This window comes from Bacteroidota bacterium (assembly GCA_013696965.1).
GTDB lineage: Bacteria > Bacteroidota > Bacteroidia > JACCXN01 > JACCXN01 > JACCXN01.
Genome location: JACCXN010000068.1, coordinates 20,173 through 27,392, shown reverse-complemented (window position 1 = coordinate 27,392; position 7,220 = coordinate 20,173). Strand labels below are relative to the sequence as shown.

At 33.2% G+C, this 7,220-nt stretch carries 5 protein-coding genes; 1 reads left to right on the top strand and 4 read right to left on the bottom strand.

The window, feature by feature from the left end; genetic code table 11:
• Window positions 1-1,685 precede the first annotated feature (1,685 nt).
• Window positions 1,686-2,486, top strand: a complete 801-nt coding sequence (locus H0V01_10740; protein ID MBA2583846.1) for a hypothetical protein — start codon at window positions 1,686-1,688, stop codon at window positions 2,484-2,486.
• 145 nt (window positions 2,487-2,631) lie between these two features.
• On the opposite strand, the gene H0V01_10735 is transcribed toward H0V01_10740, so the two are convergent.
• The 4 genes from H0V01_10735 to H0V01_10720 all read right to left on the bottom strand — a co-directional run bounded on the left by H0V01_10735 (window position 2,632) and on the right by H0V01_10720 (window position 7,218).
• A complete protein-coding gene (locus H0V01_10735; protein ID MBA2583845.1) occupies window positions 2,632-2,934 on the bottom strand; it encodes a helix-turn-helix transcriptional regulator in 303 nt (100 codons plus the stop codon).
• 504 nt (window positions 2,935-3,438) lie between these two features.
• Complete coding sequence (locus H0V01_10730) at window positions 3,439-4,455, bottom strand: hypothetical protein (GenBank protein ID MBA2583844.1); 1,017 nt, start codon at window positions 4,453-4,455, stop codon at window positions 3,439-3,441.
• Between the two features lie 174 nt (window positions 4,456-4,629).
• Window positions 4,630-5,505: a hypothetical protein gene (locus H0V01_10725; GenBank protein ID MBA2583843.1), complete on the bottom strand. Its 876-nt coding sequence runs from the start codon at window positions 5,503-5,505 to the stop codon at window positions 4,630-4,632.
• On the bottom strand, window positions 5,506-7,218 hold the full coding sequence (locus tag H0V01_10720) for a hypothetical protein (GenBank protein MBA2583842.1): 1,713 nt from the start codon (window positions 7,216-7,218) through the stop codon (window positions 5,506-5,508).
• Between the last annotated feature and the right edge of the window lie 2 nt (window positions 7,219-7,220).

The window sequence follows — 7,220 nt, the reverse complement described above, 5'->3', positions numbered from 1 at the left end:
TAACGTTATTTGCATATATGCAGGTGGCGATTACAGCACCGAACCAATAACCGCGAGCAGCAAAGTTAATAGAAATTCCAGGCTTTGCAATAGAGTACCTAGACCGCCACTTGCTTATATGCAATGTTGCCCGCCGGCATTTTGACAAGGTCTGGCCTTGCCTTGCTTTAGCAGTGATGCGCTTCTGACGAGCTACCGAAAAAGAGAGAACCAATAAAAGTTAAATCGTCCCGAGGGTCAGCCCATTTAGGTCAGGCCAAATCTTGCTTTAGCAGTGATGCGCTCATGACGAGCTACCGAAAAAGGGAGAACCAATAAAAGTTAAATCGTCCCGAGGGTCAGCCCGTTTAGGTCAGGCCTGTTGCGAAAAACCCAGTCCGGTGGCAGTGTTTTTCTCTCACTTTTTTTAGAAAAAAGTAAGCAAAAAATCGGGTAAAAATAAGCCCGGCTAAGGGTCTTGTCGCACTAGGCTCCCCTACTTGCCGACCCTTATCGGCACCCTCGCACACCGCCGCATTTTTACCCAGCCCGCCGCGCCTAAACCAATATGTCAAAGGGCAATAACAACTAACTTTAAGAGAGAGAAATTCGTAATGAATTTTTTTATTTAAGAATTTCTCTCTCTTAAAGTTACCCGATAATTTCCTTATATGCAAATTTCCATGTTTTTCAGGGGTTCTGGGGCAGGTTCAAAAAAAAACCCTTGTCCTAAAGGGATGTTAAAGCTAAGCAGGGAAGGTTTTATGCCCCTGGCCTGGCCTGGATTAAGTCGTCCTATTTAAGCCTTGCCGTTGGTTTAAAAAGCGGTGTTATGCCTCTGCCTTGCGGGTTAGGTCGTCTTATTTAAGCCTTGAGGTTGGTCTGAAAGTTCCTTGGGGCCTGATAAATGTTGGTCAAGTCATGGGTACTGGTGCGATTCGGCCCTAACATGGATATGCTCGCTTCACAGTTGTCCTAAAAAAAAGCGGTCCGAAACCCTATGCTGGCGGGCAACGTTTTTTGCATATACGCTGGTGGCGATTATTGCACCGAACCAAAAACCGTGAGCAGTAAAGTTAATAGAAATACAAGGCTTCGCAATAGAGCACCTAGACCGCCACTTGCGAATATGCAATGTTATAAGCTGGCCTTTTGGTAATAAATGGGGATACAAGCTGCTCTGCTAAAGGCTTTCATGAATGAGTAATAACTTGGAGTGGTATACTTTGCATGGCTAGTGCGAGTTGGGTATTTTTTTATTTTTGAGGGGGGATTTTTTTAATTTAATTTTCTTTGGGGAGGAAAGGGAGAAGCTCTTTTACAATTTTTGGTTTGCGTGGTTGGCAGTGTGAATTGGAAATGTGCTTTTCCCGTGGGCTGGCTGTTTCCGGTCATTCTCTAGTTTCAAGGCTAATAGTTATTGAAAAATATTGCTATTATATACTCTTAAACCCGACTGTGTCCCGACTGTACCCCGACTGCCATCCGCATGGCACCCGAATACGACCCGAGTCCCACCCGAATGGCACCCGACATTTACCCGATACTGTCATAGAATTTAAATGAAATAATGTAACCAAAAGAAAAGCATTTCCGTTTTAAAGAGAAACAATTCTCTTTATGATAATATAGCTACATAACTTAGTTAAAAGTTTTTAATTCAGCCCGTGAGAGCGGGAATTATTTAACTTCTAAATTCATGTGTTATGTGCGCAAAACAAAAAGGTATTATCAAACTTCATGGAAAAATAGGAAACTTAGCTTTTTATTCCAAAGACGGTGTGGATTATGTAAAAGAGATATCCAGACTGAGTAAGCAAAGAATTAAAACGTCTCCAGCTTTTAAACGAAACCGGGAAAACATGATGGAATTTGGTGGCTGCTCAATGGCCGGCAAAGCTTTTCGTTTGGGTCTTGGTGAAATTATCAAGGATATGGGAGGCAAGTACATTTCTGCAAGGCTTACCGGACAACTTAAAAAAGTAATTGAACATGGAAATGGAATTAGGGGAGAAAGAAGTCTTGAGTTTTTAGCCAACGGCAATAATATTGAAGGTTTTGATTTTAATTCTGACACTGCCTTTGGAGGTGTTTTTACTGCTCCTTATGATATTTCTGCCAATGCAGGGCGTAATGAGGTTACCATAACTATTCCGGTCTTTAAAACGAATAATTTTATTACTTCTCCAAAAAGTGCTTCCCATTTTAGAATTATTAATGCAATTACAGTGCTTTCTGATTATACTTATAACCCTGCTTTAAAAGGGTACAGGCCGGTTAATCCTGAAATAAATTCTAAAAACAATATTTCTTATAGTGATTACACCCCTTTGGGTGGCAGCACTTTGGCTAATATGTCTATTGTAAGTTCTATTCCAGGTTCTCCGGTTATTCCCGCTACTGTCGGAGTAATAGCTTGTTTAGGGATTGAGTTTTACCAGAAGATAAATGGAGGGTTTTATTTGCTTGCTGCAAAGAATGCTATGAGGTTGGAGAAGGTGTTTTGATTGGGGATTTGTTGCTATTGTAACTGTATATTTAATACTCGAAAAATTCGCATATGAATATCAATTTCCAAGTACTGAAGTAGAGTAGAGGACAAGGATGAGGCGGCTTGGAAACCTAATTCAAAGTTAATTTTTTGAGATTAAGTTATTTCTTCTTCTCTAAAAGTTCAATTATTTTCTTTTGAAGTTTAATTATTTCTTTTTCCTTTTCTGCTAATGTTTTCAGTAGATTATTTTGGTCTGTTGATTTTGAAGGATAGGAAAGCAATTCTATTAAGGTTATTCCAAGAACTTTACAAATTTGATTTAATCTTGAAAAACTAACATCTGTTATGTCTCTTTCTATTTTTGAATAGGCTGGTAACGATATATCTAATTTATCAGCCATAACATCCTGACTCCACCCTTTTAAATTTCTAAAGTATCTGATTTTTGTTCCTAAAGCCATATATGAAAACTATGGAGTAAAAGTATCAGTGTTAACTGAGTTTATTGATAAACTTTTAGTATGTATTATTTTCTTTAAAGTATGCAATAAGAATATCTTTATTATATTTGATCCACTGATATTTATAAATAATTCCAGATAAATGAAAACAAAATTCCAGTTAGAGTTATCTCAATTAACATATGAAATAACGGCAATTATGAGTACAATAGAATGTTTGGTTAATTTAACTCAACATTTAAAAAGTGATGAAGAAGTACAAGAGATTTGTATTCGATTACAAGAATGTTCTAAAAAACTGGACAATAAGATAACTCAATCAATAATTAATTTTTCAAATGGAAAATTTCAGTTTGAATTTTCTTTGTGTTAATTTAATAGCTCATTAAACTTTTAATCGGTTGGGGAAAATAATTAAACTTAAGGTTGAAAAACCCAGAATTGAATATTTCTCATGTTTTGGTTGTGGTAAACCAATGCGGTATAGAATGCATATTTACTGTATTAAATGTCATCCTGAGTGGTATGCTTGTGATTTGCCGAATTAATAAGATTTGTTTTAAGATTTGTTTTAAGATTTACAAATGTCAAGTGTGTTTCAATATGTTTGAATTTGTCTGTCGGATGTTGAAGCCGAAATCGAAATTCATTTGGAATATATCTTTCACTTTTGTCAAAGTTGTAGTATTCTCTTAAATGTTCTTCTGCCGTTTTCAAAATATTGGTAAAGTTTATTTTATAACAGAACATAATGATTCCGCAGAAGTTATTGTGCCAACCTAAATATCCAAGCAATTGTTCAATTGTTTCTTTTAGAGTACCAATCCCGTTCCAAACTTTCAACTCAAAAATATGTTCGTTTAAGCCGTCCTTCGTTTTAACAAGTATGTCTGTTTTTCCATTACAATTTTTTGCTTCCGCATTTCCTCGACCTTTAAAGGTTACGTTTATAGGTGTCAGCATAAGATCACGAATATTTTCTTCGTTTAATCCTTGATATTGCAAAGGCCTTCTTTGCATATCATTTGTCAAAAACTGAGTGGCTTTAATTAGTTTCTCAAATTGAAGTTGGTCTATACTTTTTTTGTCTGATATGGTCAGTTTCTTCGGACTTCCAAATTTTAGTTTTAGCCATTCTTCAAATTTGTCCTCACTAGCAAAACTGGCAATATTTTTATTTGCACAAGCTTCTCTAAGTTTTAATATGCCTGTCGGTCCGTAACCGAGATAATAATTGGAGCCGCAGTCGTGAGCAATAAACCACTCGTCTTCTAATTTAACTGCAATATGAATATTTGCTGGCTGTACGTCAATATAGCCGCTAGAAAAGAAAATTTTATAAAAGGATATTGAACGTTCTGAAAATGCTTCTAACCCCTCTAAGCAATTGTAAATACCAGTCGGGTCAACTACTTCGTGAAATTCGTAATATAAAATGTTGGTATAGCATCCGCCATTAATTAATTCGGCAAGTCTGTACGCGTTATTGGTTACGATTGATATGTCATGGTATCTTGTCATAAGGGCCTGACTAACGTATTTATAAAAAAATTGTAAAACAAAAGATTATAAATTTAATTTTTAAAGCTCAATTTACTTCTCCTTTACCTTCAGATTAGCCTTACGGGGTTATTAATTCCATTGTATATCATATAAATAAGAACTATTAAGTGGAATAAGTATAATTCATGAAGTTCAAATCTCCAATTTTCCATCAATATAATCAGGGTTTATGCCTTTGGAGTATTCAAGATTAAAATCTTGAGCAGGTACATATGCAAAAGCTATACTATCATGTAAAAGATGGTTTTTATACGTACTGAGTGAAGATAATTTAGGACCTTGAGATGATATAATAATATTTGAATCTCCGTATTTTATAATCGTATCATTCAAAATTTTTGTTGCTTCTTCTACATCATAACTATCAAATTCAACTATTTCGGATTCAAATGAATTACTTTTTTTAATGTATTTATTTCTATCCATATTATGGAATTGATTCCCCCTTTGGCTAAAAACAACAATTTTACTAGGTTCATAATATTCTATAAGTGAATCCAGACGGCTATCATCAAATCCAGTAATAATAAATAGAGCTAATTTCTTATCCAATTCAAACACACCTGAGTGCTTGAATAATAACCTTGGATTTTTATAATTTTTAGTGAGCCAACCATCACAATAAGTTTCTGGTTTGAAATAGATATAGTTAATATGACTATTTTTCTGTCTAAGGAAAAACAGTAATGCCCAAATAGTTTCTCGAGGAATTGTAGTAATGTTAAGTAAATATTCGATATTTTCTGTTTCTTTTTCAAAGAATTGATCTAGACACTTCCAATTATTTATAGAATTAGAATATTCTAAATTGACCTCTACAACTTCAATTTTTTCCATAGCACAATTTTCCAAAAGGTTTTTTTTGTTGTCTTCCATTTTATCCATAGAACAATAATCAATGAAAGAGATTAATACTATCCTTTTAACTTTGTACTTACTTAAAATTATTTCCATTCCTAATGGAAATCTATCCTCCCATCCTAAGACAGTTATGACTGTTTCTATCATTTAAAATATAAGTTCAAGTTGGTTCGTTGCTTCGTCTTCGTCAGCAAAAAATGGAATTTCTTTATTTTGTAAAGCAGCCTCTAGAAATGCACGACCAGTAATTGGGAAATGTGAATATTGACCGTGCGAATCAAGCCCATGTAATGGAAGCATCATTCTATTTGGAACATACAACGGTAATTTAACACCAGTTGCTTTGTGACCTACCATCCTTTTATATAGTAAGGTGCTCTTCAAAGAAGTATTAATGATTTCATCTATTTGGATTTGCTCTTCCTCATTTGCAATTTGAGATATAATGAAATTTAAAGCGCGTGGTTCAGATATTGTTTCATTCTTCAACCTCTTCTTTAAATAAATCATCAATTGATTGAAAAAATTATTGATTTTTTTTCCTAGCTCTTCTGGGCAATTTTCAATTTCTGAATCGATATCTTTTATTTTCTCCCAAAATGTTTCACTTCTATTTAAAATAATTTCTTTTTGAACATCAGATGGTATCTCCCTTACAAAAATTCCATTAGTATTTGACAATTGTTTTTCATACATAAAAAAAGCTGGAGTTAAGAGATTTCTAATTACTCCTGTTGAAATATCTACTAAAGTCTCAAAACCAGAATAAATAGGTAAATTTGCTTTTGGATTTCGCTCTCTAAAGTATATTGCCCTGCCATATTTTGCTACATAATCATTGATTTGTGTCCCCTTAGGATCTGGATATTTTATAGCAGCCAATTTTCTTGCTTTAAGTTTACCATCATCTAATCCTTTTCTAAAACTTTCGCTTTCTGGTAAAAATTCTTCAACACTAACATCAATTTTTGCAATCATCAGTCTTTTAGCTATTACATCTCTTGCAAACTTGCTAAATTCTGATTCTTTATTATATAACCTTTTAGTAAGATCAATCTTTACAAAATCGTGCCCTTCAAGAATTACTCCACCTGTAGAAGTAATAAATGAAGGTTTTATATCTGCTGTTGCAATTTTAAAACTGAACAACTTATTATCTCTATATGATATCCATGAATTTATAATTTCTTGATGAATTTTTCCTAAATCTTGGATATCATCAAAGAATAAAGAAAAATGTGAATTTTCTAAATTAGGAATATTTTTTAATTGCTCTAAAAAAGGAATTATTGTATTATTAAATGAAAAAGAGAAATCTATAAAGCTTTCAAAATCATCATTATTTAATTTCCTTTGACTTGAATTAGCTTCTTTGTTAACAAAAAGCTTAATGCTTTCAAACAAAGAATTCTCAGTTGGAAAATCAGATTCAAGAATAAAAGATAAATTTTTTAAAATCTTTTTTTCTATATCTGAAGTTAAATCTAAACTTCCCGGAGTACTAATAAATGTTTCGCATATACATGAAATTATATTGATACATAGAAAATGTTCAATAACAACACTTTGTTTATTTTGATTTTCATATAGAAGATATTCTCTTTTGCCAAAAATCGCATGTTTACTGGGTATGTGAATACCTATAACAGAATATTTATCTTCAACTTCTGAATTAGCAAATTGAACAGGGAAAGAATAATACCTCAAAGTAGATGTTTTTCCACTACCTCTAACACCAATTAATAAAATATTTCTTGTTGATTCAAGAAATCTAGTATAGATATTTTCCTTTATGTAGAATTGAATAAATTCACTAATATTAATATTATTTGGTCTATCAAAAACGAATGGATTTTCCATAT

What these genes read in the sequence shown, in the direction of transcription:
- H0V01_10735 (MBA2583845.1), bottom strand. Translation starts at nt 2,934, where the DNA reads ATGGCTTTAGGAACAAAAATCAGATACTTTAGAAATTTAAAAGGGTGG.
- H0V01_10740 (MBA2583846.1), top strand. Translation starts at nt 1,686, where the DNA reads ATGTGCGCAAAACAAAAAGGTATTATCAAACTTCATGGAAAAATAGGA.
- H0V01_10720 (MBA2583842.1), bottom strand. Translation starts at nt 7,218, where the DNA reads ATGGAAAATCCATTCGTTTTTGATAGACCAAATAATATTAATATTAGT.
- H0V01_10730 (MBA2583844.1), bottom strand. Translation starts at nt 4,455, where the DNA reads ATGACAAGATACCATGACATATCAATCGTAACCAATAACGCGTACAGA.
- H0V01_10725 (MBA2583843.1), bottom strand. Translation starts at nt 5,505, where the DNA reads ATGATAGAAACAGTCATAACTGTCTTAGGATGGGAGGATAGATTTCCA.